Origin of the sequence: Vibrio sp. 1874 (assembly GCF_033344395.1) — a bacterium.
In the GTDB taxonomy this organism is placed as follows: domain Bacteria; phylum Pseudomonadota; class Gammaproteobacteria; order Enterobacterales; family Vibrionaceae; genus Vibrio; species Vibrio alginolyticus.
This window is the reverse complement of record NZ_JAWPOR010000167.1, coordinates 1-1083: the sequence shown is the minus strand read 5'-3', so window position 1 is coordinate 1083 and position 1083 is coordinate 1. Positions and strand designations below refer to the sequence as shown.

At 44.9% G+C, this 1083-nt stretch carries 1 pseudogene; it reads right to left on the bottom strand.

Annotated elements, in window-relative coordinates:
- A pseudogene (locus R8N46_RS25360) lies at positions 1 to 1001 on the bottom strand (GGDEF domain-containing protein); the annotation flags it as partial.
- Positions 1002 to 1083: the final 82 nt, after the last annotated feature.

The following is a 1083-nucleotide window of genomic DNA, read 5'->3' as shown; positions in this document are numbered from 1 at the left end:
CTTAAACGTTCTTGCAGGGCCTGTTCTCTCTCTTCCGTCATCTTGAGGCGCTCGGTTAACGAGGCCATTTTGGCCAGTAATGGAGCGACTTCTTGTTTGAGTTCTGCTAAATCCTGTGCTTGGTCGAGAGATTGTTGGCTGAGTTCAACCAAACCATTCATTTCTGCATTTAGCTCTTGGCGATGCTCAAAATAAGTATGGTGTTGATCGACGTTTTGATGGACGGTTTTGAGGTTACTCGCCAGAGCAGAGTTTAACTGATCGAGAAATTGGCTTGATGCTTTGCGCTCAAACTTAGTCGCTTCGACGACTAACTTTAGAGTGCTTAACGTCAGCTCGATTAAGGATTCTGCATTCACGCCAAGCAACAGTTTTGCACGAATATCAAGCAGTCTCTCGCCACATTCGCCTTCAAAATCAAGTTCTGTGATCGTATGTTGCAGATCGACAGCGAGGCATTCTAGTTGAGATTTGTCTGGGTTGTTTTCGAATTCGCTGAGTTGTAAACGTGAGTTCGAAGTGATGATTTTAATCGCGCGTTCGTAGATGCTCAGTAGACGGGTAGCTTGATCGACTTTCTTCCCTGCGTGTACTTCCGAGAAGCTCATTAAGTTGCGCAGTTCGCGTTTTAACTGCGCTGGCAAACCCGTAACACGTTGGAGTGTCTCACCGCTGTGTTTGATTTGTTCATCGAGGTAGCCGTTCTGTTTATCCATCGTTTTCGACTGCTGTTTGAGCATTCTTTCAAGTACCGCCAAACGCGGGATCAGAGTGCTGATGTCTTTTTGATGTTGCAGCTCTTGCTGAATTTCAAACAGATAGTTAGCAACTTGGGTGTTTGAGCCTTGGCAAGCAGACGACAAAGATGCCACAACGCGCTTGAGAACTTGTTGTTCTCGCTTAAATTTGAGCGAAGTATCACGATGTGTCAGCCTGAGTTGGTCAAGTTGACAACTCAGCTGATGCAGCTGCGACTGAATATCGGATTCCAAGATTCCCATGAAACGACTACGGTTAAGTCCATGTACTACTGACAATTATCTGATAATAACAAAAAACTTTATAGCGTCATTAGTTATTACG